The 24,090-nt window shown below is 33.6% G+C and carries 29 protein-coding genes and 3 pseudogenes; 12 read left to right on the forward strand and 20 right to left on the reverse strand.

Annotated elements, in window-relative coordinates:
* A pseudogene (locus G9F74_RS30655) lies at positions 1-81 on the forward strand (CsxC family protein); the annotation flags it as partial.
* Positions 82-283: 202 nt separating this feature from the next.
* Here the strand turns inward: G9F74_RS30655 and G9F74_RS05500 are convergent.
* Positions 284-538 carry a hypothetical protein gene (locus G9F74_RS05500; RefSeq protein ID WP_016108290.1) on the reverse strand — a complete coding sequence of 85 codons (255 nt, stop codon included), beginning with the start codon at positions 536-538 and terminating at the stop codon, positions 284-286.
* A 453-nt stretch (positions 539-991) separates the two neighbouring features.
* Here G9F74_RS05500 and G9F74_RS05505 point away from each other — a divergent pair, with 453 nt between their 5' ends.
* Positions 992-1,618, forward strand: coding sequence for a hypothetical protein (locus tag G9F74_RS05505; protein ID WP_000069269.1), 627 nt, complete (start codon positions 992-994; stop codon positions 1,616-1,618).
* Between the two features lie 254 nt (positions 1,619-1,872).
* On the opposite strand, the gene G9F74_RS05510 is transcribed toward G9F74_RS05505, so the two are convergent.
* The 4 genes from G9F74_RS05510 to G9F74_RS05525 form a co-directional block, all read right to left on the reverse strand.
* The gene (locus G9F74_RS05510; protein WP_001012121.1) at positions 1,873-2,415 is read right to left on the reverse strand and encodes a site-specific integrase; all 543 of its coding nucleotides are present in this window, start codon (positions 2,413-2,415) and stop codon (positions 1,873-1,875) included.
* Positions 2,415-2,897, reverse strand: a complete 483-nt coding sequence (locus G9F74_RS05515; RefSeq protein ID WP_016108289.1) for an ArpU family phage packaging/lysis transcriptional regulator — start codon at positions 2,895-2,897, stop codon at positions 2,415-2,417. Before G9F74_RS05515 ends, G9F74_RS05510 begins: the two co-directional genes overlap by 1 nt.
* 27 nt (positions 2,898-2,924) lie before the next feature.
* Positions 2,925-3,095: a hypothetical protein gene (locus tag G9F74_RS05520; RefSeq protein ID WP_016108288.1), complete on the reverse strand. Its 171-nt coding sequence runs from the start codon at positions 3,093-3,095 to the stop codon at positions 2,925-2,927.
* A gap of 159 nt (positions 3,096-3,254) precedes the next feature.
* Positions 3,255-3,911: a DUF6944 family repetitive protein gene (locus G9F74_RS05525; protein WP_016108287.1), complete on the reverse strand. Its 657-nt coding sequence runs from the start codon at positions 3,909-3,911 to the stop codon at positions 3,255-3,257.
* A 1,755-nt stretch (positions 3,912-5,666) separates the two neighbouring features.
* Here G9F74_RS05525 and G9F74_RS05530 point away from each other — a divergent pair.
* From G9F74_RS05530 to G9F74_RS05540, 3 genes are all read left to right on the forward strand, one after another.
* A complete protein-coding gene (locus tag G9F74_RS05530) occupies positions 5,667-5,951 on the forward strand; it encodes a DUF4183 domain-containing protein (protein ID WP_001123248.1) in 285 nt (94 codons plus the stop codon).
* A 991-nt stretch (positions 5,952-6,942) separates the two neighbouring features.
* Entirely contained in the window at positions 6,943-7,455 is a 513-nt protein-coding gene (locus G9F74_RS05535; RefSeq protein WP_016108286.1) for a hypothetical protein, read from the forward strand.
* A gap of 425 nt (positions 7,456-7,880) precedes the next feature.
* Entirely contained in the window at positions 7,881-9,179 is a 1,299-nt protein-coding gene (locus G9F74_RS05540; protein ID WP_016108285.1) for a BclA C-terminal domain-containing protein, read from the forward strand.
* A gap of 1,066 nt (positions 9,180-10,245) precedes the next feature.
* Here G9F74_RS05540 and G9F74_RS05545 read toward each other — a convergent pair.
* The 9 genes from G9F74_RS05545 to G9F74_RS05585 all read right to left on the reverse strand — a co-directional run bounded on the left by G9F74_RS05545 (position 10,246) and on the right by G9F74_RS05585 (position 14,021).
* The gene (locus G9F74_RS05545; protein ID WP_016108284.1) at positions 10,246-10,407 is read right to left on the reverse strand and encodes a hypothetical protein; all 162 of its coding nucleotides are present in this window, start codon (positions 10,405-10,407) and stop codon (positions 10,246-10,248) included.
* Between the two features lie 37 nt (positions 10,408-10,444).
* Positions 10,445-10,636, reverse strand: a complete 192-nt coding sequence (locus G9F74_RS05550) for a DUF3954 domain-containing protein (RefSeq protein WP_016108283.1) — start codon at positions 10,634-10,636, stop codon at positions 10,445-10,447.
* A 71-nt stretch (positions 10,637-10,707) separates the two neighbouring features.
* On the reverse strand, positions 10,708-11,070 hold the full coding sequence (locus G9F74_RS05555) for a hypothetical protein (protein ID WP_016108282.1): 363 nt from the start codon (positions 11,068-11,070) through the stop codon (positions 10,708-10,710).
* A 10-nt stretch (positions 11,071-11,080) separates the two neighbouring features.
* Complete coding sequence (locus G9F74_RS05560; RefSeq protein WP_016108281.1) at positions 11,081-12,058, reverse strand: DnaD domain-containing protein; 978 nt, start codon at positions 12,056-12,058, stop codon at positions 11,081-11,083.
* Positions 12,059-12,175: 117 nt separating this feature from the next.
* The gene (locus G9F74_RS05565) at positions 12,176-12,460 is read right to left on the reverse strand and encodes a hypothetical protein (RefSeq protein ID WP_000861869.1); all 285 of its coding nucleotides are present in this window, start codon (positions 12,458-12,460) and stop codon (positions 12,176-12,178) included.
* 178 nt (positions 12,461-12,638) lie between these two features.
* Positions 12,639-12,860, reverse strand: a complete 222-nt coding sequence (locus G9F74_RS05570) for a hypothetical protein (protein ID WP_016108280.1) — start codon at positions 12,858-12,860, stop codon at positions 12,639-12,641.
* A gap of 30 nt (positions 12,861-12,890) precedes the next feature.
* On the reverse strand, positions 12,891-13,406 hold the full coding sequence (locus G9F74_RS05575) for a helix-turn-helix transcriptional regulator (protein ID WP_016108279.1): 516 nt from the start codon (positions 13,404-13,406) through the stop codon (positions 12,891-12,893).
* A gap of 67 nt (positions 13,407-13,473) precedes the next feature.
* Entirely contained in the window at positions 13,474-13,773 is a 300-nt protein-coding gene (locus G9F74_RS05580; protein WP_016108278.1) for a MerR family transcriptional regulator, read from the reverse strand.
* Between the two features lie 47 nt (positions 13,774-13,820).
* The gene (locus G9F74_RS05585) at positions 13,821-14,021 is read right to left on the reverse strand and encodes a helix-turn-helix domain-containing protein (RefSeq protein WP_001042381.1); all 201 of its coding nucleotides are present in this window, start codon (positions 14,019-14,021) and stop codon (positions 13,821-13,823) included.
* A 145-nt stretch (positions 14,022-14,166) separates the two neighbouring features.
* Here G9F74_RS05585 and G9F74_RS05590 point away from each other — a divergent pair, with 145 nt between their 5' ends.
* Positions 14,167-14,529, forward strand: a complete 363-nt coding sequence (locus G9F74_RS05590) for a helix-turn-helix domain-containing protein (RefSeq protein WP_000846669.1) — start codon at positions 14,167-14,169, stop codon at positions 14,527-14,529.
* A gap of 163 nt (positions 14,530-14,692) precedes the next feature.
* Complete coding sequence (locus G9F74_RS05595) at positions 14,693-15,538, forward strand: sunset domain-containing protein (RefSeq protein WP_165406212.1); 846 nt, start codon at positions 14,693-14,695, stop codon at positions 15,536-15,538.
* Positions 15,539-15,687: 149 nt separating this feature from the next.
* Here G9F74_RS05595 and G9F74_RS05600 read toward each other — a convergent pair whose 3' ends face one another.
* Positions 15,688-15,930 (reverse strand): hypothetical protein, encoded by a 243-nt coding sequence (locus G9F74_RS05600; protein ID WP_016108275.1) that lies wholly within the window; start codon positions 15,928-15,930, stop codon positions 15,688-15,690.
* A gap of 483 nt (positions 15,931-16,413) precedes the next feature.
* Between G9F74_RS05600 and G9F74_RS05605 the strand changes: the two genes are divergently transcribed.
* Positions 16,414-16,926, forward strand: coding sequence for an ImmA/IrrE family metallo-endopeptidase (locus G9F74_RS05605; RefSeq protein ID WP_016108274.1), 513 nt, complete (start codon positions 16,414-16,416; stop codon positions 16,924-16,926).
* Positions 16,927-16,952: 26 nt separating this feature from the next.
* The gene (locus G9F74_RS05610; RefSeq protein WP_016108273.1) at positions 16,953-18,089 is read left to right on the forward strand and encodes a site-specific integrase; all 1,137 of its coding nucleotides are present in this window, start codon (positions 16,953-16,955) and stop codon (positions 18,087-18,089) included.
* 315 nt (positions 18,090-18,404) lie between these two features.
* On the opposite strand, the gene G9F74_RS05615 is transcribed toward G9F74_RS05610, so the two are convergent.
* Positions 18,405-18,680, reverse strand: coding sequence for a stage V sporulation protein S (locus tag G9F74_RS05615; RefSeq protein ID WP_000427795.1), 276 nt, complete (start codon positions 18,678-18,680; stop codon positions 18,405-18,407).
* Positions 18,681-19,191: 511 nt separating this feature from the next.
* On the opposite strand from G9F74_RS05615, the pseudogene G9F74_RS05620 reads away from it, so the two are divergent.
* Positions 19,192-19,326 (forward strand): annotated as a pseudogene (locus G9F74_RS05620) (preprotein translocase); the annotation flags it as partial.
* Between the two features lie 113 nt (positions 19,327-19,439).
* Here G9F74_RS05620 and G9F74_RS05625 read toward each other — a convergent pair.
* Positions 19,440-21,041, reverse strand: coding sequence for an esterase/lipase family protein (locus G9F74_RS05625; protein WP_001238674.1), 1,602 nt, complete (start codon positions 21,039-21,041; stop codon positions 19,440-19,442).
* 550 nt (positions 21,042-21,591) lie between these two features.
* Between G9F74_RS05625 and G9F74_RS05630 the strand changes: the two genes are divergently transcribed.
* Positions 21,592-22,431 (forward strand): arylamine N-acetyltransferase family protein, encoded by an 840-nt coding sequence (locus tag G9F74_RS05630; RefSeq protein ID WP_000988912.1) that lies wholly within the window; start codon positions 21,592-21,594, stop codon positions 22,429-22,431.
* Positions 22,432-22,575: 144 nt separating this feature from the next.
* On the opposite strand, the gene G9F74_RS05635 is transcribed toward G9F74_RS05630, so the two are convergent.
* Both G9F74_RS05635 and exsG read right to left on the reverse strand, forming a co-directional pair.
* Entirely contained in the window at positions 22,576-22,785 is a 210-nt protein-coding gene (locus G9F74_RS05635; protein WP_000830258.1) for a hypothetical protein, read from the reverse strand.
* Positions 22,786-22,993: 208 nt separating this feature from the next.
* Positions 22,994-23,146 (reverse strand): exosporium protein ExsG, encoded by a 153-nt coding sequence (gene exsG, locus G9F74_RS05640; RefSeq protein WP_000395673.1) that lies wholly within the window; start codon positions 23,144-23,146, stop codon positions 22,994-22,996.
* A gap of 208 nt (positions 23,147-23,354) precedes the next feature.
* Between exsG and G9F74_RS29990 the strand changes: the two are divergent.
* Positions 23,355-23,583, forward strand: a pseudogene (locus tag G9F74_RS29990) (excalibur calcium-binding domain-containing protein); the annotation flags it as partial.
* Here G9F74_RS29990 and G9F74_RS05645 read toward each other — a convergent pair.
* The gene (locus G9F74_RS05645; RefSeq protein WP_000356389.1) at positions 23,503-23,712 is read right to left on the reverse strand and encodes a hypothetical protein; all 210 of its coding nucleotides are present in this window, start codon (positions 23,710-23,712) and stop codon (positions 23,503-23,505) included. The pseudogene G9F74_RS29990 and the gene G9F74_RS05645 sit on opposite strands and share 81 nt — an antisense overlap.
* Positions 23,713-24,090: the final 378 nt, after the last annotated feature.

Genomic DNA, 24,090 nt, shown 5'->3' on the forward strand with positions numbered 1-24,090 from the left:
GAACCATTTGATACTCTTCGTGAAAAAATTGTACTAGATCTTACTTTAAAAGTTTTACAAGTACAACAAGTACAAGTTTAAAACAAAGAAGCACTCAAATTGAGTGCTTCTTTGTTTTATAAATTTGTAAATAAGAGAACTTCTAAACGTTCAAAATTAACCTACTTAAAAAGAACACCAATGTCCATTTTGGTGTTCTTGAAAAAGAAAACTATAAAATAAAGTAAACTGAAATAAGTGAGTGAAACCTATTCCGATACTATATTATATGCTTGACTAACATTTATAGTGTTAAAAATTTCAAATTATATATCATTATTAATAAAAGATCAAAAGCGAAATTCTCTTTAGCATTAAATTTTGAGTTCTTTACCAAACAGACGGCTCCAAAATGACTTTTTTGTCCTGATTTCTTAAGTTGATGGGCGTGCTGTCTTACCTCTGCTTTTTTACCCGTATTAATAAAATGTGCATTGACTACCAATGCTATAATCGCTCCTATAAATCCTGAAATTGGTGCAACTTTAGTTATTATCATGTTCACGTTAATTCTCTCATATTAAATAGTACAATCCCATAACTACCATCGTAATTTCATCATATAAATTCTTTTCCCAGTTACCCATATCTTATATTGTGTGTAACTGACCCCTTCGCTGAATCCCTTGATATCATTGATTTCATTTCACTTCCTCTTTTGAGTTACACAGTACGAAAATTATGAGTAACTGTATAGGGATACCACCAGCATTTTTCAAAATAGCCTACGCTATGTAAAAAAATAAAACAAGCTGCCCATGTGGACAGCTTGTTTACATATTTCTCGTTATTGGAAGTTAAATTTTATCAGTTTTTCCTTCTTTGAGTACCTGTATTAATTTTTATAACTTGTTTTTTTAAGTAAGAAAACCCCTTTAGGTTCCCATAAAGGCAATTATGTCCAAACTAACTAATTCCTTTTCTATATAGTATTAAAAAAGGAGGTGAAAAAATGAGTAATAATGAGCATAAATCTTTAAGTAAACATAAAGTGAAAATAGAATCGGCACATCAAGAGTGTATTGACCGTGCTTATCGTATTCCCATATTTTTAAGTACGACAACTCATTTAAATGACAACCAACAAAGATTTCTAAACCGTCTAATTTTAGAAATTGAGTATGCTTTGCTTTTTCCACGTACATTGCCTTTAAGTGAAAGTTATCCCGAATCCATTTTAACTGATATTCGTCGTCTAGTTTCATCAAGCTATGGAATGTTGGCAGTAAACCTTCGTCGTTTTAAAATTCAAACAGTTGACGTCAATGTAGGACCTCTTCCACCATCAACTCCATTCTGGGTAGGATCAGTTTATTCACAAGTAGAACCTTCAATGGCTTTTCAATTTGGTCTACCCTTATTATTAGTAAGGGAAGAAGATACTGACGTAAATAATGGAATTTGGGCAGGAGGAATTGCCCCACTTAACCTATTTATAGTTTGGCATTCTGAAACTCAAACTGTAGACCAATTCTTTAACACTCCTGAGTGGAGATCAGCTTTTGCAAATTGGAGTGCACAAGTAAGAAATGCTTTTTATATTCAGACAGAACCTAAGTTCAAGTACAGTTGCGAATGATAAATTGGCCCTTTAGTTTTCTAAGAAACACATGAATATTCTATACAAAACTAGTTAATATAACGTCCTATTATCGGTAGCAAGGAAAAAGTGGCCCCTTACTCTGACAAGGGAACCTACTCCTGGTGCGGGTTTTCGGGTTCTCGTTTGTTACTGGATTAGTCGAAAACTGTATAAATTTTTGTATGCTCTTTGCTTAGGGGTTTTCAAAAATGCTGGCGATACCCCTAGATTTAAAAAGAAAAAAGCAATGATTAGATTTTAAACCTAGTCATTGCTTTATCCATTTCATCTTGATTTACACCTATATAACGTAATGTGACCTTCTCTGACGAGTGATTGAATATCTCCATGAGTAATGCTATGTTTTTCGTTTGCATGTACATATGATACCCGTACGTCTTTCTTAGCGTATGTGTTCCTATTTCATCTAATCCGAACTCTGCTGCGGCTATACTTAATATCTTATATGCCATGCTGCGACCGATAGGACGATTCTTCCCTTGTCTACTTTGCAACAAATACTCATGATCTTCTCTTTCTTCTAAAAACCATTTAAGCTCTCTTTTTAATGCTGCAGTAATTTGAATACGTTTTTGTTTTCCTGTTTTCTTTTCCCTCATAGAGATATGGCTGCCTTTGACATCACCTACTTTTAATTTCAAAATATCTGATATTCTAAGACCTGTATTAATACCCATAATGAAGAGAATGTAATTACGTAAGCTCTTTTCCTTAAAATACTCTTTTAGCTGCTGTATTTTTTCTGGATCACGTATTGGCTGAACAAAATTCATTATTCATTACCTCCAGTCTCTTCTGTCTCGTAAACTTCTAATCCAAGTGCAAAAGCAAGCTTATACAAAGCTTTAGACTTCCAACGTCGATAAGTACGCTCTGACATTCCAATTTCGTTATAGACCATGTAATCACATACATCCTCTTCTTCTAAATAGCGTTTATAAATAATATCTCTTTGGATAATTCCTGCTCGTCCGTTTCCTAATCGATTTAGAAATTGATCAATACGTAATGACATCCTTTCAAGCCATTCTTCTCGTTTACTTTGTTGAATATTTGCTATGGCAACATCTTCTAACGGTTTTCCAACTGCATGTGTAGGACCGTGCTCACGTATTTCATAAGAAGGAGTAACTTTCATTTCTTTACGCATCATCCCAAATTGTCTATGTATACGTACGCTTTCCAACACACCTTCTAATTCCTCTTGTGTTGCCGTTCTATCGATTTTTGGTAAGAAAGATAATTGTTTAGTCATGTAAGACCACTCCTTTTTATTTTTTAATTATTTTTGTCTTAATGCTCCACGTCTACGCTCATAACAAGGTCTATACATACCCATTAACTCTTCAATTTCACGAGTACTAAATTTCTCTTTTCGTTTTTTCTTATTTTTCTTCTTTGTTTGTTTTGATTGCTTTTTCCACTCACGTAACTGATTCTTTAGCACCTTCATTTTCCCATCTCCCTTTTCAAAATAAAAAGGACACCTATCCCTAAAACAGCTTTCATTGCTGCTTTAATGAATTGGTGTCCTCTAGTTTTCTAGCCGGACTATATTCTGTTTACTTTCACTTTAAAAGAATTATTGTTTTAACTGTTCTATTAAATTACTCTATTCATCGTTCCCTTCCAATTCCTCACTCTCTTCACGTATTTGTCCAATTAATGAAATTACAGAACCAACTGCTTGAACCCAACTTCCTATAATATCTATTAGCTTTCCTTCTTCATTTTCATTAGTTTCGTTGTTTACCTGAGTGTCTGTATCTTTCTCCACATCATTTACATTACCTTCTTTATTAGACTGGTCCTCATTTCTGATACTTTTTAATTCGTCAATACCTCCTATTGCCTGTAATGAATTCCCAATTGATTGTAATAAGTTTCCTATAATATTTAAGGATTCATCTTTATCGGATGTATCCTCAAATTCATCTGCTAATGCTGTAAGTCCACCCAAAGCCTGTGTCCAATTCCCTGCAATCACTAATTTAATTTGTGTTTCTTCTTTAAAATCGATAATCAATCCAGATATTACAGTGACATTACCAATTGATTGGATTTCATTACCGATTTTTTCAAGAGACACTTCTCCTTGACCATCAGCCTCTAAAGCATTTCCAACAGCCTGTAATACGTTTCCATAAACATTTAAATCCTTTCTTACATTACTGCTCATAAAATCAAAAGGCGTACTTCCAATAGCGGAAGTAATTGTTCCTATTGCTGCAACCCATGCACCAAATATCTCTTTAAATTGATTCTCCATTTAAAACATATCCCAGCATTAAGTAATTAATATAATCCTATTCAATTACTCATCTCACTGTTAATAATTTTAAATGTCTCTTTGCCATCTCCTTTTTTATAATAATGTCTTATAAAAGTATTTTTTTAGGAATTATACGTATTTGTTAAACGTAATTCTATATTGCTTTTATACATATTACTGAACCAACTTTATAAACCGACTACATCTTTGAACTTATTAAAACACTCAAGATTCATTATCCGCTCCACATAATGTAAAATGTTCAAAAAGCTCATATTGATCAGTGAAACATTCTAAACATTTTGGACAGATATACATTTGTATCACCACTCTCTTTTAAAATGAAACTTTTATTAAGTTTTATTCCCATATAACTCTTCCGATTCCGTTTATACTCTAACTGTAACTTTAAGTTACATACCAATTCTATTAAAAGGATTATTTTGTTCAAATCTAACTTTACTCTCAATTTACAAATGTAATTATCCCGTAAAAAAATTAACAACATTAACATCTCGAACAGTTAGTTATTGCTTTATAATATAAGTAAATTCGTCTATGCACGAATACCCTATGACTTGCTAGGAGAAATCCTAGCCTTTTTCTTTTGAAAAAGACCTTCTACGCCTGAATAAAACTCAACATTCCGTCAATACTGTAGACAACCCATTTCTTAACCACATTCCATGATTCGAGCAGTTAGCTTTCGCTAGCTGCTTTTTTTGAGTTTATTCGAATAAAATTCTACATTCTGTCCAATACTATAAATGGGCTGATACAGCTTGAATTCACAGTGACCTCTGTAATGTTCTTTTCCCCCTTTCTCTGAGAGCTTAGCAGTTAGCTTTTGCTAACTGCTATTTATATGGATTATATTTAGTAATTCCATGTTTCATTTTCTCGAATAATATCAAATATTCCGGCAAAACTAAATACAAGCTACTTTTTCCCCAAAGTAGTTTCTTTTTGCAGTGCTTGTGAGGGCAGTTAGCTTTTTGCTAACTGCTTTTTTATATTGAACTAATAATAAAATTTTGTTCTTATTTCTTTTTTACACCATATACTTCTAACCTAGCCCCAGCTCAAAGTGTTACCTCCTATCTTAAAGAGCACTTATGCATGGTGCTCTTTTTTAATTTTCTTATTTCTACAAAATGAAATTTTTGTTGTATTAATCCCCGTATAACATTTCCAGTCCTGCTAACACTATAACTGTAACTCTAAGTTACACATCTTAACTTGTAGGGCCTAATTTTCTTTTGTACAACAAGCAGTTAGCTCATTAGGCTGATTGCTTTGTTGTGCTGAATGAAGTTTTAATTTAGTTTTCTTTCCTGCATATTTTTTCGAATTCTGTTTATACTGTAGTTGTAACTTTTCGTTACAACTTATATCTGTATCCAGTGAAACTTCTAAAATTGTACAATAGAGCAGTTAGCTATTTCAGCTAGCTGCTTTGTTGTGCTGAATGAAGTAGCTAGCTGAAGTAGCTATAAAAAGATTTCTCAATATCCACACCATGGAAACTAATTACCTTTTATGGTAATGTATTGGTAATCCTATAAAGGTTATTGTTTCATTAAAAGGACCCGTCCCCCTAATCGGGCCCTTTTAAATGTTCCTTACTAAAATAGCGTTTGTATACTAGTTTACAAGCCGTTTCTTTTCATAGAAATACAACATAGTATAAAATACAGGACCAAGCTTTCTAAAAACTTGTCCGAGTTAATTCTTAAAAAGAGGTGAACATAAATGCCTATCGTTAAGCCTTTTATAGCTGGAAGACGATTTGTAAGTACAGCAGCAACAGGAACTGCCGCTGGAGCGGATTTAACTTTTGCTAACACAGACTTCACTGATGACACTGGAGCTGTAACAACATTCCCTGCTTCTTACGCTTATTTTACGCTTTATATTAATGGCGTTATTCAAACTGGTGATACTATTACGGGTGTGACTACTACAGCTGCTACTATTGTAGGGGGAGCCGTCCTAGATGGGGGTACTCCTATTGCAATTGAATTTACTATAACGTAACTTTAGTTGTCTTTTTAGAGGTTTCATTAAAAGAAACCTCTAATTTTAAAAACTGACATTAACTTTAGTAGCAACTACATAATACAGTGCATATACTAATATAGAATGATAGGAATTTATACTCACTCTCGACAAGAGCACTTATATAGTGCTCTTTTTTAGCTTCCTCTTTTCTACAAAATGAAATTTTTATTAACTTTTCAACACATACATAATATTACAAAAACATCCACATACTATAAATAAGTTGGTAATAGCTATTCCATAATGAATCTCAGATTTTCTTGAATTCTTCCTAAGACAAAACAGTTAGCTACGCTAGCTGTTTTGTTGTATTAAATCTCAACATAAGTACATACTATTTATGAAACGCTTGATTGATTGTCATTTGAGATGCACTTCAAATTCAGTATTCCCGCTCCTTAGGAGAACAGTCTATGTATCTGTTCTCCTATTTTACATTTAATTTTTACCTTGAAATAAGAAAATCCTAAGTTCTGTTGAGCCAATCTCTTGTAATTATTGATGCTCGTCTTTCAAGAGCATTTACAAATAATGCTCTTTTTTGCTATAAAATAAATTCTTTATCTTCCTTTACATATTTTTCAACTAAACTACACACGATACTTCTAAGCCATTCGAACTAGTGGCTTCACTCTTCTTGTAAAAGGATGGGAAGGCGTTTCATCACAATTGGCTAACTCATTCAACCCACAAGCAGGCAAAGTTTCTTTGCCTGCTATTTTTGTATAACTTTCTTAATTTGAATCATACTATGCAGGAACCTGTTTACCAATACGAGTCAATTTGGTGTTTTGAAATTTCCTCCTTTTAGGACAAGCAATTTTGCTTGTCCTATTTTCGATTAAAGTACTATTTATATCCCTCTCCTCCCTAGTCTTTAAATTTTATTTTTTAGTATCAAAAATAAGAATTTGTACATTATAAAAATGTTCCACACAATGATGTGGTTACATAAGGAGGAGTTAAAATGGACAAACGTACTGAGAAAAAAGTTGAAGCAGTAGCACGTAAAGCTGCTGATTTAGAAGTTTCACAAGAATTAACTAGCCTTAAAAACCAAATTCAACAGTTACAACAATCTTTATCTCAAACAACTCAAAGTCAACAACAAGGTCAACAACAAGGTCAACAACAAGGATTACAACAAGCTAATCAACTAATGCAACAACTTCAACAATTTAGTCATCAATCTCTACAACAAATGCAACAAGCGGATCAACAATTACAGCAAACTATCCAACAAGCTATTCAAACATTAAATCAAGGATTACAGTACCTACAATCTAATCAAACATTAAGTCAAATTAATCAAGCTATTGCACAGGCCCAAACACAGGTTGATCAAGTGAGCCAGCAAATGGGTGGTCAACAAATGGGTAACCAACAAGGTCAGCAAATGGGTGGCCAACAAGGTCAACAAATGGGTAACCAACAAGGTCAACAAATGGGTGGCCAACAAGGTCAGCAACAATTTCACTAAGAATATTTACAGTAACCCCAGCCGTAATAAATTTTTCGCAACTTATATAACAGTAAGCAAACTCCAATTTCTTTTTGTTAGTTATTATTAAAATTAAGTAAATAACAATATTTTTTGAAAGAGCACTTTTTATAGTGCTCTTTTTAAAGTGGATAATTTCAGTATCAAATAGTGTTTTTGTTCAAATACTTCACGTCCATAAAAAAATTACATTTGGTATCATGTACTCTTTTACACTAAGAGCTTTAATCCGAAGAGCACTTATATAGTGCTCTTTTTGGTATGGAATGTGAAATAAAGGCTTGCTCTTAAAACCTTTTATGTAATTATTGTAGGGTTTTTCCTTACACCCGTGTGTCTGTTTACTCATAAGTTGTTAAAGTATAAATATAAATTGTTAGTTAATTTATAAGGGAGGTGTAAAAATGAGTAAATTTAAAAAGAATTGTCACATACCCTTTCCATGTGCCTTTCCTTTACCTCAAATCGGGTCTACTGGACCTTCGGGACCTACTGGAGCTACCGGACCTTCAGGTGGACCTCGGGGACCTACCGGGCCTACTGGAATTCAAGGTAGCCTGGGACCTACTGGGCCTCAAGGTATTTCTGGACCTCAAGGGATTCCTGGGATTTCTGGATCTATTGGTCCAACTGGACCTTCTGGAATTCAAGGTATCCAAGGGATCCAAGGCATTCCTGGCATTCAAGGTCCTATTGGACCCACTGGAATAACTGGGGTCACTGGAATTCAAGGGATTCCTGGCATTCAAGGGATTCCTGGCATTCAAGGGATTCAAGGGATTCCTGGTCCGACCGGCCCTCAAGGGATTCCTGGCATTCCTGGTTCTGTAGGTCCAACTGGACCTTCTGGAGCTGTTGGACCTACCGGCCCTTCTGGGGGACCGCCAGGACCAACGGGCCCGACTGGACCTTCTGGGGGACCACCAGGACCAACCGGAGTGACTGGCCCCACTGGACCTTCTGGGTCACCAGGACCAACCGGACTTCAAGGTATCCAAGGGATCCAAGGCATTCCTGGCCCCACTGGACCTCAAGGAAGTCAAGGGATTCAGGGGATTCAAGGTAATCCGGGGCCTATTGGGCCTATTGGACCCACTGGAATAACTGGGGCGACTGGAATTCAGGGTATCCAAGGTATTCAAGGTGATCCGGGACTTATTGGACCTATCGGCCCGACTGGCCCAACTGGGCTTCAAGGTATCCAAGGCATCCAAGGCATTCCTGGGCCTACTGGATTACCAGGAACCGCTGGAGCTACCGGATCTACTGGGCCTACCGGTCTTACAGTATCTGGGTTATCTCATTATGCTTATGTTTTCAATACAGCAGCTCAAGTTGTTGCCTTAGAAGCACCTATTCTTTTTAATTCACATGGTAGAATGACATCTGGTTTTACTCATACACTGGGAACTTCTCAATTAATGGTTCTTAATGCAGGAGATTATAAGATTTCTTTTTCTGTATCAGGAGTTGAACCTAATCAATTTACGCTCTTTTTAAATGGTGCTCCAGTTACCAACGCAGTTTATGGATCAGGCGCAGGAACTCAGCAAAACAATGGGCAAACAATTCTCTCTTTAGCCGCAGGTGATATTATTACCCTTAATAATCATACTTCCGCTGCTGCAGTTACTTTACAGACTTTGGCAGGTGGAACACAAACAAATATAAATGCTTCGATTGTAATTGAAAAATTAAATTAATTTAATCATTTATTTCTTGAAACTCTGGCAGTAAATAACCTGGTGTAGATTTCTTTTTTCAACAAGCAGTTAGCTTTTGCTAGCTGCTCTTTTGTATTGAGTTGAAAATAAGTTTTAGGTCTTATTTCTTTTCTGCGCCATATAATTTTAACCTAAACATCCAGCTCAAAGTGTTACCTCCTATCTTAAAGAGCACTTATGCATGGTACTCTTTTTTATTTTGTTTTCTTTCATTTCTGAATAACATTTTTAACCCTGTTCATACTATTTTTGTAACTTAAAGTTACAAACTATTTCTGTAAGCGCAGCGTTTCTTTTGTACAACAAGCAGTTAGTTTTATTAACTAGCTGCTTTGTTGTGTAAAAGAAAGATTTTGTTTTAAAGTTACACATAGCTAAAAAACATACATATAATATCTTGGGTATCCTTTTTCAATATTAGTTTTGGTCAGAGAGCACTTTTAAGAGTGCTCTTTTAATGTATTGCAATGTATCACGTTTTACATACAATAAACATAGAATGCAATGGGCACGCAAGACATAATTTTTATATAATCGTGTACATTTTTTGTACACGTTTTTTTATTAAATAAGAATTCTGTTTAAATTTCATCAACCTTATTGATTCCTTTGCATACATTATTATCACAAGGAATTCCATAGGTTTCTCTGGTCCAGTTTCCTTAAATTCCTTGTACACCTCATCGAAATAACCCGTTTTAAATAGCGGGTTATTTTATTTTTGGTTATAAAAAATTTTTGTTTAAATTTCATTCATTTTTTTATTTATATTGAATACATTACTATTAAGCCAAGAAATACACAGGTTTCTCTGGACCAGTTTCCTTGTATTTCTTGAACTCCTTGTACACAGAACCTGTTAGTTATAACAGGTTCTTTAATTTTTTTCGTCATACAATAACTATTTTGTTATATTCCTTGCACTTTTAAATGAGACAAGCATATGTTGTAGTATAGTGTTTCATCACTTATATACACTTCCTCTTTTCAAGAGTACATATTCGATATGTACCCTTTTTGCATTACTATAAAATAACGCTTTGATTTAGTTTTCAATGATTAGATTAATAGCTCCAGCTTGATCTAAATTTATTAATAAACTCTCTGCTACTTTCTTTGTAATCGTATTAGTAGCAAATGCAATTCCCTTACCATCTACAGTAATTCTAGCTTTATTTTCGATGTATTCGATTTTCACATCTTTCATATTTCACATCTCCTTTTTATACAAAATTCAAATTTGATTAAAGTAACTGTGTTTTTCGTTCTTCCATACGAATTACTTTTCCACTTTGATATATAAATGATTGTTCACCAAATCCACCTTGGGGTGGTTCTATTAGTTGGACCTGACCATTTTTAACAACATATATTCCGTTTATTTTCAAATCTATTTCAGCTGTCATTTCTACAAGATTTTCTTTAATAATTCCCACTAAGACCACTCCCATATGTTATGATTATTTTGTCGAAGTAAGTCGGGAGCAATCTCGGCTTTTTTGTTTGTCTACAAATATCGCACAACATTTTCTGGAACAAATAATTGCTCAAGTGATAAATAAAGCCGTATTGGAATCGGTTCCTTATTATCTCTCGCATTCTTGCAAAGCTCCTCCGCTTCTTCCCAATCGAACTGCTTATCTTCCACTCGCTTAAATCTCCAAATTCCAATTGTATATTCCTCAAATAATTCATACTGATCATTTGGTGCTGTTGTTGGTTTTAATTCATCAGTAGCTCTTACTTGTTTTGGTACTTGAACAACTACATCCGTAAAACGAACTTTAGAATTTAATCGATGAATGTGTGCTTTCTCAGTATCAAATGCTACTACAGGCTCAACATCAAATATTGTTAACTGCTTTGGCATTACAATCCTCCTAAGCCTCTTTTTTATATTTAGATAACACTTGTTCTAAACGTTTACGTTCACCCTCTAAATCCATTTCATCGTGCTTTACAGGCTGGGATTGCACTTCTGTATCTTGTGTATGTAACCAATCAGGGACGATTTCTTTTCTAGTATTACTTCTCCCACCACGAGACTGGTATTTCTTACGGAATTGAGTTTGTGCAGCTTCAACATCAGTAATACTCTTATACCCCTTAGCATGCCAATCTCTTAAAATACCTTGTACATAAGACATATTAGGTGCATTCTTTTCTAAAGCTATTTTCATTGCTTTGATAACAAGCTGTGCATTCAAATCTTCAATCCACGCATTAATACCCTCAGCTACAAATGGTTTAAGAACTCCAAAGTTTTGCTCATAAAATGCTATTGGATTTTCTTCTGCAACTTTTTTATCTCTTGAGCAGCTTGCTGCTTCTTCTTTTGTTTTTGTTTCTTCTTTTTCTTTTGTTTCTGTTTTTGTTTCTTCTTTTTCCTTCATAGTGTCTTCGAAGCCCCTTATAAGCCACTCAAAACGAGCTTGGAAGTATTCCTTAATACGAGGAATTTTAAAATCTTGCTGCTTTTCTAACTCTAAACATGTCTCATAAAAATCAATTAAAAAATCTTCACATTTAATATTCTGGATTTCTTTTAACACACACTTTTCAATATTCAAATTTGTAATAGCATTGAATTTAAGCCAATTAAGCAACATAATTTCTTTCGTCTTTTTGTTGTAATAAATTTTCCCGTAATCAGCAAAACGCTCTAGCAGCTTCTCAACCGTCTCACGGTTATACCCTGTATCCATTTCTATCACTCGTAATGGAAGCTCATAGATACCACTTTGAGAAGTTTTGCTATTAGTCATTAAGTATAAGTAGAAGTATTTTTCCTCCGGTGTAAGGTCTAAAACGAAAGCATCTTGCCAATATGAAACTTGAACGGGTCTATAAACTGCCATATTATTCATCCTCCATTGTTTTACTTGATTTGCTTTGATATACTTAATCCAATTCTATTTTTAGAAAGACTCTCTATAAGAGTCTAAAATCTATCACTCTGCCAAGTGATAGATTTTTTATTTTCTTCGACTAACTACTGATGCATTGATCCCCTGCCCTTGAAGGCTTTTAACAACTACACGATAACTCTTTGATACATCGTGATCCTCTTTTTCATTACGAAGGCTCTTGAATTCTTTTGCGCATCTATTTAATTCCTTCTCCCAATGATTTGCTTCATCTAATGAACCAGCATTGAACATGTTATGAATACATGTCACCATGCAGTTATGTAATTCATTTGCAAAAGCAAAATCACCTGGTAGAACTAAGTCGAACAGACGATTACATTCTACTTTCATAATTCGCTCCCCATTTTTAATAATTTGATACTGTACGCATCGTTATGACCAGAATGTAATGTATATTATGCGGTTAGAGTTAACAAATCTTTCTGGTCATAACGACAAGCACAACAGCTTGTCGCACTAAATTGTTATATGCTATAATTTATCTACTGTCATGATTGGCTATCGCAGGCTACGCGGTGGCCTTTCCTTTTTTCTTTTTGTTTTTCAAAACAAATGCTGCTTCTATAATTCGAATTCTTATCTCCATTAATTTCTTCTCTTGTTTTAGGTCCCTAGCTTTCATATAGTCTCCACAAACTGCTGCAATTCGAATATCACCATATAAATTTGCTTCCTTACGAATTAGAGTTTTATATTGTTTTAAAGTTGGACTTGCATAATCAATTGTCATAACTTAAACCTCCCTAATAAAATAATTAAATTAAGCTTTTATATACTTCCTAGCTCGTAATGATACTTTCCAGTACTTAAAGATTTCTTTCATTGAAAAACCATATTGATCACATAGGACCGCTACGAGGCTCATCATTGAACCTGTAGCATCCAGGACTTCATGCATTACCTTTTTCAAATCCTCTTTCTCTCTTTCGGACCAAGTTTGTGAAGGTTTAGACCAACATACTGTATCAAGTTGTTCCAACGCTTCGTTGGTCTCTTGTTGGACCATGTACCTCATACTTGCAGGATGTAGATCTATAAGCTCTCCATTAAAAAATGGGATACTAACATAGCCAGTAGCTTCACTCCACATTTTGAAAAACAGTTGTGGATCATCAATGCCTTCTGTAATACATTTTCTTAAATCCTCTGGTAACTTTCGTTTTTCAGTTTCATATTTTGCTAGTGACTCACGACTCACGGGGATTTCTGAGGAGAGTTGTTCTTGGGTGATTCCCTTTCGTTTGCGTGCCATAGCAACTTCTTTTCCTATGGACATCGTTTACTTCCCCCATTCGTACCTAAAGCAATATTTATTTGTGACAACTTACTATGGTAATTTATTATTAGACGGATTCTTTAAATGGATTGTAATACTCAGTATTGTTTTCTACCCATTCAGTGTGATTCTCCATCCACTTAAAAAGAAGGTGTGTAGGAATAAGAACTCCTGCTTCACGGCATACTGGAAAATCAGAACGGTTTAATAACTCAGATGCTTTTGTACGTTTGATATGTAACAGTTCCATTAATTCCGTAATAGTTAAAAATGGTGGTAGTTCTTTCATTGGCTGAATATGTTCAGTTGCGTTTTGTACTTCTTCTCGGATTATTTTACGGAATGATTCGATGTCAAAATTAATCATATTTCTCCCCCCTAGTAGTCTTTTTTAAAACCGCACATTTTGTGTTGTTAATAATCAAAAAAAATAGATTGAACTGTAACACCATAAAAATTAGCTAATTTTATTTTTATACTATCTCTTGGAATTCTCTGTGCATTCTCATACATTTGCAATGTACTCACACTGATTCCTATAGCCTCTGCAATTTCCTCTCTAGATTTTCCATTTCTTAAATTAACAAGAGTTGCCGCTACTTTTCTCTTATTCATATCTGAACCTCCCAACCACACATATTGTGTTGTTATTTTTAAATATAAACCACACATTTTGTGTTGTCAACACTTTTCGTGCGGTTGAAACTTATAAACTTAATTAAATAACACACAATGTGTTATTATAAGGACAGGTGATAAAATGAAAACATTTGGAAATATACTTCGCGAATTAAGAAAAGAAAAGAAAATAACTCAAAAAGATTTAGCACATATGCTTAAACTTAGTGAAAGCACCATCGGTATGTACGAGAGAAATGAGCGCCAACCCGATTATGACACATTAAATCGTATTGCTAATTATTTTAAAGTAACAACTGACTTCCTGCTTGGAAGAACAACTAGTTATCCAGAACCTATGCCAGCTGATATTGATGAAGATCCAGAACTGAGTCTCTGGTTTAAAAATATTAAAGATGCTTCACCTGAAAAACGCGAGGAGTTAAAACGCTTTTGGGCGTTTATAATGCAGAACGAAAAAAATAGAAAAAATGGAGATAAATAAAATAGAGGGTTTATTAACAACAAAACACGCTTTATGCGTGTATTTGTTTTACAATATATTCATTTTATCAATATATTATCTTTATTAAATAGAGAAGGGTGGTTAATATTATCATTATACTTTAAGTAGTAAAGTGCAACATTTCAGAAAAGGAGGTTCTTGAATGAACTGGAGAAAAATTTTTGGTTATCGCTCTAAAACAGGATGGAAAATGTTTATCGCTTCTATTTTTTATATCTTAATTTTATTTTTGATACTTCAAGCAATCATTCCAAATTCTATCCATCCCATAATTGTTAACATAAGTCTTTTGGGTTTTTTGTTAAGCTTACTAGCTTTAATTATTGGATTAATAAAACCACAATTGGTGTTACCCAAAATACAAATTAAAACAAGAAAAAAAGTGTTATTTTCATATTTATATCTGGCTTTAGCATTCTTTTTAATGGGTAGTGCGTTTCTTGATGTAAAACCAGCTTCCAAACAAACTACACAAAAGGTAGATACAAAAGTTTCCACTTCAGCTGATACCAAAGAAGACACAAAGAATAAAGAGGAAACTGATCGCAAAGCTCAGGAAGACGCTGATCGCAAAGCTCAAGAAGACGCTCAACGTAAAGCTCAGGAAGACGCTGATCGCAAAGCTCAAGAAGACGCTCAACGTAAAGCTCAGGAAGACGCTCAACGTAAAGCTCAGGAAGATGCTCAACGTAAAGCTCAGGAAGACGCTCAACGTAAAGCTCAGGAAGATGCTTCTCAAAAGAAAAGTGCTATCGTTTCCTCATCTAGTGGTAATCATGGAGGTTCTAATGGCCAGCCTTTCCAGAATAACCCTAGTGATGACAAGGAATCCAACACTACTTGTAAAGGACAAATTAAAGGAAATGCCAATTCTAAAAAATATCATGTTCCTGGTGGTCAATATTACGATTCTACAAAAGATAATATCGTATGGTTCTGTTCAGAGGCTGATGCTCAGGCCGCTGGCTATGTGAAATCTAAGAGATAAAAAATCACCATATAAAGGGAAGTTCTCTAAAAGAGCTTCCCCTTATATGGTGTATATATGTAAAAAAACAGATGTATTCGATCTATAATATCCATCTCTTTCACATCGCTACTTTTTTCCATAATTTCCACCGATAAGTAACTCTACTTTTACAATTTTTTAAATAAATCTTCTTCTTTTAGCTTTATTTCTTCTTCAATTAACTCTTTATATTTTAATGCTTCAAAATAATCAAAAGTAAATGCGCTACTATCCCGTCTCCTGTCATTATTACCTCTTCTAGCAAAATTCTCATAGTAAGTATACAAATGAATTTCAGATTCTTCTCTACTCATATTATTTAATTGTAGATTTTCAAAATCGGCAACAAAACTATTTTGTCCTGTAGCCATTTCAGGCTCAATAGCTTCTGGTACACCTGAATCTATTGATGATTTATATGTAGTTAAATGAACAATAATATCCGCATACTCATGCTCAACTTCTTCTATTTGCTCTCCTACAGTAATAAGACAACCTATTTCTTCTTCAATCTCACGTACTAAGCTTCTTGAGGCTTTTCTCCTTCCTCCATTCTTGGAAGTCCCTTTCCCCCCATGGTTCGAAGGGTTTCTCTCGGTATCTTAAAATATTCCATTAGCTCTTTAGCCTTTACGATTTTTTTCGATTCCAATTGCTACCACCATACTTTATCATATATTTTATTCTTTATTACCATATATTAATATTTAATTCCTAGCAAGATATAAATTAGCAATCTCATACAGTTTAATATATATAAATTAATATATAAAAATAACACTTCAAACTTTTTCTCTTTTATTATAAAATAAGAACGAATGTTCTTGTTTTATAATTTGAATGGAGTGAAAATCATGTTTCAATCGCAACGCTACTATACAACACAACTTGAAGACTATATCCAGCAATTGTACCAATCCATATCTATTATTGTTCCTGAACAAATAGATATGATAGAGATTGCGAAAAAGCTAAACATTTGGCTGTACTTTGCTCCGTTTGGAAGTCATGCAATGGAAAGGAATCAAATAGCTAACTTAGTTATTGATAATCGTATCTCTCAGCAAGAACAATGGGAGGATTTTGGCCATGAGACCTGTCACATCCTATTTCCTTCTGGTAATCAATTATTAATGCGTCAAATGTTTCTAGATTATCAAGAAGCAAAGGCTAAAAACTTCGCACAACAATTTTGTGTACCTACTTTTATGTTACGAAAGCTTCCTCCCCTACAGTTAAAAGCATATATAATCTCAGAAAAATTCAATGTAACAACACAATTTGCTGAAAAAAGGCTTTTACATTATGAAAATCAATTATTAGCAAGTAAATTACAGAACCAAATATCACAATACTGTAATTTTTAAAACTAACGATACAGGAGGTATTGAATATGAAAGGAAGTTTTCGTAAACGTGGAAATACGTGGTCTTTTACAATAGATATCGGTATAGATCCAACCACAGGAAAACGACAGCAAAAAAGTAAAAGTGGATTTAGAACAAAAAAGGAAGCCCAAAATGCTGCTGCAACGATGATTACAGAGATAGAGAAAGGAATATATTTTGATGACAAACAATTAACTGTTTTAGATGTATGGGAAAAGTTAAAGCCTCTTCGTAAAGCTGAATTAAAAATTACATCTTATGAAAAAGACATGAGCTTAGTTAGGCTCTATATCCTTCCCCCATTTAGTTATAAAAAAATTAAAAGTATTAAGCCCATAATGATTCAAAGCTACTATGCTGAACTTAAGGAAAAAGGACTATCAAATGGTACAATCAGCAATATCCACCGCTGCCTAAGATGCATTTTCAAACACGCTGTAGAATGGGAAATCATACATGATAATATAATGAATAAGGTTAAAAAACCACGTGAAGAGCAAGGTGAGATGAAAACATGGTCCAGCGAAGAATGTAATCGATTCCTCCAGTATCTAAAAGAAAAAAATATTAAGTACCATATGTTCTTCTTACTTGCAATTTATACAGGTATGAGACGCGGAGAATTACTTGCACTAACATGGAAAGATATTGACTTTGATAATAAACGTATCTTGGTTAATAAATCACTTGTAAAAACAGAAAAAGGACTATTTAAAGCTGCTACAAAAACTAAATCTTCAAATAGAAGCATTAGTATCTCTTCTTTTGTTATAGGAAAGTTACAATCCTACTACTCTTATAAAAAGAAAGAATTTTTCCGCTGGGGTATACACTTGAATGAAGAAGCCTTTATTTTCACCGGCAATACGATACATTCGCCCCTACATATAGATGCTCCTCATCGGTTTTTGAATGATCACTATAAAAAAGCTGGTGTTTCTCGGATTCGTATACACGACTTACGACATACTCACGCTACACTCATGCTTCAGGCTGGAGAACATCCTAAAATCGTACAAGATCGCTTAGGGCATTCATCTATTCAAATGACTTTAGACAAGTATAGCCACATCACACAGAACATGCAGCAACAAGCAGCGGAAAACTTCGAGAGCATAATAAAATCTAATGAAAACACTTGATAAAAAATGAAAAGATTTAATGTGAGCAAAATGTGAGCATCGAGGAAAATCACCACTTAGAAACCTTGATATAATAGGGTTTTTCATACTATCTCGTTGAATCTTGGGAGAAGAATGAGCAGTTTTAGAATTGTTCATTTTATATTATATAAAACTACAAAAGTGTCACAAGTGCCTGTCATACAAGCATTTGCGACACTTTTTATTAACTACACTAATGCTTATTACTAAAAATTCAACTTTAAAATATAAATAAAAAAAGAAAAGGACGATTTCTATCGCACTTTTCAAATCACATCCTATAAAGGCACTCTATTAGGATCTTCTCTTTCTAGGACCTACAATTAATTTAATTGCTGTTCTTTCTTGATTATTGATAGAAATCTCTTGAAATGCTGGAACAAAAGCCAAATCAACACCACTTGGAGCAACAAATCCTCTTGCAATCGCAATTGCTTTAATTGCTTGATTTAAAGAACCTGCCCCAATTACTTGGATTTCCACATTGCCATTTGCTCTTAGTACACCTGCTATTGCACCTGCAACTGAATTTGGACTTGATTTTGAAGATACCTTTAATATATTTTCCATGTAAGTTGCTCCCTCTATTATTTAATAGCTCTTTCGTTACAGTTTTAAATATTTCAACGTATCTTTAACTATTATTCACACCAAAAGCAAACAATGCTTCCTATGTAAATGAATTCGATACCTTTCGTCTTCTTCCTGCCCAACTGCACAAATAAAAAGTAACGAATAAAGACTCTAATATACAAACGTTTAAATAGGAGCAATTCGCTAAACGACAACATTATCGCACCAAAAAATAACAATGCTACTTTTTCAGGTGCAATTCGTATAATAAGCGTTTCATCAATAATTCAATTTATTTAGAACTTCAGTTCATTTTTCTACCAAATTATTAATTTTTTCGTCTTCAAAAATCGTTATACATATTATTCTAATAAACTATATTTCACCATTTGAGTGCTTTATATTCCAAATCTACCACCTTATACAGGATAGGCATACATGCCAATAGTAGTTCATTTACATATACTACTATGTATCTTGCATTTATTAATCATCAGGAGGTAATATATTGGGTTCATACTATCGTTCTTCAAACTCGTATAAAAGATGTTCCTGCCACGATTCACATAAACCATCAAAGCCAGCTTACGGTACTTTCTGGAAAACTGAGTTTATAACTGTTCCTTTTGGTGGTTCTTTCCCATTATAGAACGTAAACCCCTATTTCATTATTCTGTTAACCTAATAAACATAAAAAATTGCCGTCCCCTTCTAACACAAGGTTTCGGCAATTTTCATATCAAAATCTATTCACTCTTACTTCTCCACATAAACCGACTTAACAATCGTACGATTATAAGGTTTTCCTTCTTTATTTATCCCTTTTATATCCATCGTAACGTTATATACCCCTGGTTGCTTTATGTCCTTCAAAGCACCTGTAAATGTATTTGTATTAACATTTTGTAATTCATTAAATTCAGAGACTAGCTTCCCTTCTTTATTAACAACTCTTACTGTTATGGAAAGATTTCCTTTCATTTCAGGTGCCGCAGGTGATTTTTTCAGTTTATACTCTGATTTGTTAATTTTGACTTTTGTTGGCATTTGAAGAACGAATGGCGCGCCACTTTTGTGATCGCTTACAATTAAGTATGCATCTTTCGACTGCTTCGCCATCATTTTAACTCTCCATTCTCCTACGTCCATTTTGTCAAATTTAAATGTACTAATTGTTGCCCCATTAAAGAAAGATTCACCTTCACCAGTAGTTATCGTACTATCTTTATTTGTATACACTTTTCCTTTTGGAGATATTAGTTGTATTTCTACATCAGAAGCAGCTGTTAATACAGAAACCATTCCTTCTGCCTTTTTATCAACCGCCACAGCTTGCTCTATCCACTGACTTTGTGGCAATTCTCCCCCTAAAATATTTTGATTAGAAGTTGTATTTAATTGCTCTATATTTTCTTCTGAACTATTACTTGGTGCTACTAAAGGTGGCACGCCTACATTTGCAGTACGTAAATATGGTTCAATTCGTGCGAAAACAGCTGATCCTTTTCGTATATTGTCATGATCAAATTTGGAATCTGTAAATAAATGTGTGCCATATGGTAGCTTAGCACTCCATTCATTTACTAATCCATCATTCGAGCCGTACGATGACAAATATAATCCGCCCATAGATAACGCAGAAAATACTGGTCCCCAGCTAGTCCCAGTAGCCGTATAGTAACGGTTTAATTTAACTGCTGGATTATTATCTATCGTTGAACGAAATTTTGCCATTTCCCCTATCTGTAACGCGTACGTACCATCATCTTTTTGACCTAATATAGAAGCAAGCCAACCTGCCCACCAACTATATGATAAATCCGCTAAATTTGAGCCGTGATGTGGTGTCGCAAGTGTAATAACATTCCCAACAAATCGATTCGCACCATATCCAACTAATGCCGCTTGTGTATCTATACCACCTTTACTATGCGCTACAATAGTAACCTTTTTACCGAAATGATTATATATTTCTTCCAGTTTTTGTGCTAACAATTTTCCGTTGTCCCACTGACTAGCCGATCCTTTCCCTGCCGCATCATATAATTGAATAAATACCGTTTGATATCCCGCTTTCAAAGCATAGTCATACATATCATTTATATCGTGATATACAGTCTTTCCATACCAACTATCCGCATTACCATTTCTGCCTTGTACAAAGAGAATTGGAGGCTTATTCTCATCATAATTAGTTGGTTTTTGTCCTAAAAACCAATCGCCAGGTGTAAATACTTCTGTATCAGGAAACCCCTTTCCAAGCTCTTTTACAACTTCTGCCCTTACATTTGTGCTAATCGATGGAGCCATGATAAAAAATATAATTAGTAAGGCAACACATCTTCTCATTAATCGCATGTTACTCCCCCCACTTTTTTTGAAAGAAGGTGCTCTTTGTAATAATTTATATTTTCTCCCTTAATAATAGCTAATCTTTTTATTTGAAAAAGATGTTAGCCCTATATTCAGGTGATTACTCGTACACCCTCTTCCTTAACTCACGTTATTCTCTTCGTTTCCATCTCTTCCTTTTGAGTAAACACGACAAAAAAATTTCTCAATAATTGTTAACTTCACTACATCAAGATGTTTTTCAAATCATGATTGTTTATATAAAGCATACAAATCTTGAAAAAATTCTATTAAAAAAACATTTTATTACTAATTAGTTATTTAAAAACATAATGAAGATATGTATTTTCTTTTCATTACATACAAACGAATTTAAAAGGAGCTTGTATTGTAAGACTTTCCTATGACTAAATATTTAACTGAAATTTCAAAATATAAAATCATATTTCCAGAAACATATATTATGATAATTTTTGCAGACTTGAATTAAGTTTTTAGAAGTACTAACCTATCGGTAAGCAGAAGAAAATTCTGTAAAAAGAAAGGAGAATGCTTTATGATGACCAATTTACAAAAGGAGTTTTTTAAACGATTAAAAATTCCCGCAAAAGAACTAACATTTGATGATTTAGATGAAGTCCTCTTAAAAATGGGAATGATTTTCCCCTATGAAAATCTTGATATTATGGCTGGTACTATTAAAAACATTTCAAAAAATAACTTAGTAGAAAAGTTACTTATTCAAAAAAGAGGCGGTCTTTGTTATGAATTAAATTCCTTATTGTATTACTTTTTAATTGATTGTGGGTTTCAAGTATACAAAGTAGCTGGTACTGTATACGATCTTTACGATAATAAATGGAAACCTGATGATGGTCATGTCATTATCATTTTAAGTCATGATCATACAGATTATATTGTGGATGCAGGTTTTGCATCTCATCTCCCTTTACATCCAGTCCCTTTTAATGGCGAAATCATATCTTCTCAAACGGGAGAATATCGAATTTACAAACGAAATACCCGAAAAGGTACACATATTTTAGAAATGCGAAAAGGCGCAAACGGCGAATCTACAAGTTTCTTACAATCTGAACCTTCAAACGAATGGAAAATAGGCTATGCTTTCACTATAGATCCAATAGATGAGAAAAAAGTGAATAACATTCAAAAAGTAATTGTAGAGCATAACGAATCGCCTTTTAATAAAGGGGCTATCACTTGTAAATTAACTGATTATGGTCACATATCATTAACGAAAAAAAATTATACAGAAACCTTTAAAGGCACAAAAAATAAACGACCAATAGGTTCTAAAGAATATGCTCGCATTCTTCGTGAATCTTTTGGAATCACTCAAGAGAAATATGTAGGAAAAATATTAGAAAGAGGCTAGTTGATTAAAAATATTTCATAATAAAGCAGATTCTATATATAGAATCTGCTTTATTTTATAATTTTTTATAGCGTAATTCCTTATCAGTGTTACTCTTTTAAAAGACTAGTATTATTAAGCATTTCTTTTTGTGCCATGTATTACTTACATTTCAATTATATACTCATCATCATATTTATCGTATTGTAGCCCTGCTCCTATTTTTGATTCCGTAACTTGATCCCTTAAAAACGGTGCGGCTTCCATTTTGCTAGTTGCAATTTCAATTCCATATTTTTTCGTTAAATGAGCTAACTCTATTAAAAACCACTCTCTTCGCAATGAAACTGGAATATCTAATGTTCTTCTTTTCATATATAATAGCACCTCTTTTATTTTCATAACTTAAAAGAATATCACTTATCAAAACTATCGTTCATCACAAACGCCAATGAAACATTATAGTATATGCATGTCCATTTTAAACGTGCTAATATAAAACACCATTATAGTTTACATAAAATAATTATGTAATAGTAGAAAGAGGAGGCTTGTCCTCCTCTTTCTACTATAGAGATTTAAATTAAGAACATCTTGGTACACCAAAAGCTAAAAATAACGCTGCTACTCCTGCTGTAATCGGTACTTTTAACGTAATTACATCGTCTACCTTCGTTACTAAAAAGTACGCATTACCTTCTTGTAATATACAATTCACTAACAATTGAAATTCCATTCAAATCTCCTCCTTTCAATCGATATACTTTAATTTATGAAATCTCTTTAAAAAAGTAATAGGAAATATATACATTTTTCCTTATATACAAATTAATTGTTTATATGTCTATTAAAAATATCAATTTTCGAAATTTATATAAAACGTGTATTATCCAATAAGTTCCTATATAATCAATAGAGAAAATCTTACAAATAGAGGTATGAAAATGGCTATTTTGAGTAATATTGGTGGCGTATTACTTCTATTTGCTTTTATTCTTTTAATCTTATGTATCCTTTTCCTTCTTTAAGAAAAATGGAAAAACAAAACAATATGGTCGTCCTACCGTTATCCTTTTTATAATTTCTATTGTATTAATAATGACCGGTACAACAAAATCTGAACACCCAGTTATCGAATTTTTTACTTTGGCGTTGTATATCTTCCAACTCATTAAAGATTGGAATAACACTTTCTAATTTCTTTTTATCGATACGTTCATTTACAAGGTCCCGTCCTAACATTGAAATGAATGTACCAATTATAACCGCTTGTGCTGGTTTAGCTAATTTGGCTTTATCCATCCTTCATCCCTCCAAAATAAAAAGCACCCGAATGGATGCTTTTTCATTAAGTATTACATTTGCATTTCAATCATGGTAAATGAAGTTTTATTCTTCTTTCAATCACCTAATCTTATTTACATTTATCTGTTTCAGCAATATTAAGTAACTAAAAGAAGAGCAAAACCCTTCTCCGTTTATACAATGTAAATTGCAATTGAATGTGAAATGAAGAACAACCATTCATCCAGTCTGCAACCATCGCCACCAGTTATGAAGCTCCATTTTCAGAGGAATTTTATGAGCAATGTTTTCGTCCACTTCTCACAATACAAATATATCACGTTAACTCCAAAACGACCGGCACATTTACTGCAAAAAAGCGGTCACGAATCTGCC

This window comes from Bacillus sp. EKM202B (assembly GCF_011066025.1).
In the GTDB taxonomy this organism is placed as follows: Bacteria; Bacillota; Bacilli; order Bacillales; family Bacillaceae_G; genus Bacillus_A; species Bacillus_A toyonensis.